1 protein-coding gene is annotated in these 504 nt (G+C 66.3%); it reads right to left on the minus strand.

Translation table 11 applies throughout. The features are described from left to right. Positions 1–62: 62 nt before the first annotated feature. Positions 63–504 (minus strand): energy transducer TonB (locus BN1132_RS03570; protein WP_042075097.1); only part of this gene is annotated, 442 nt, incomplete at its 5' end.

The raw sequence follows: 504 nt of genomic DNA on the forward strand, positions 1-504 counted from the left end.
CAGCACCGCCATGGCCACCGGGGCGAGGATCAGGGTATGTAACTTTTTCATCGCCACCTTCCTTAGTTGGTCGCAAACTCGATCTCTTGCTGCATGCGACTGGGCTGCGGCTTGCCGTCCACCATGGCCGGCTTGAAGGTCCACTTGGCTATGGTCTGGCGCGCCGCCTTGCCGAGGTCATAGCTGCGGGGCTCTTCCTTGACGATGCGGATGTTGCTCACGGTGCCGCGCTCGGTGACGGTGAACTCCACCAGCACCTTGCCGGAGGCGAGGCCGGCCAGCGCCGCCTTGCGGGGCATCATGGGCTCGAAGGTCGCCATCGGGATGGCGCCGTTGTTGCCACCCATGCCGCCGCCACCGCCGCCGGTGCTGTAGGCACCCAGGGCGTTGCCACCACCGATGTTGACCGGGATGTCGAGCTTGGGCATGTCCATGGGGGAGCTCTCCATCTGCGGCCTGTCCGTGCTCGCCACCTCCATCTCGGGAGGGGGAGGGGGGCGGTTC

Source organism: Aeromonas sanarellii (genome assembly GCF_000820085.1).
Classification (GTDB): Bacteria; Pseudomonadota; Gammaproteobacteria; order Enterobacterales; family Aeromonadaceae; genus Aeromonas; species Aeromonas sanarellii.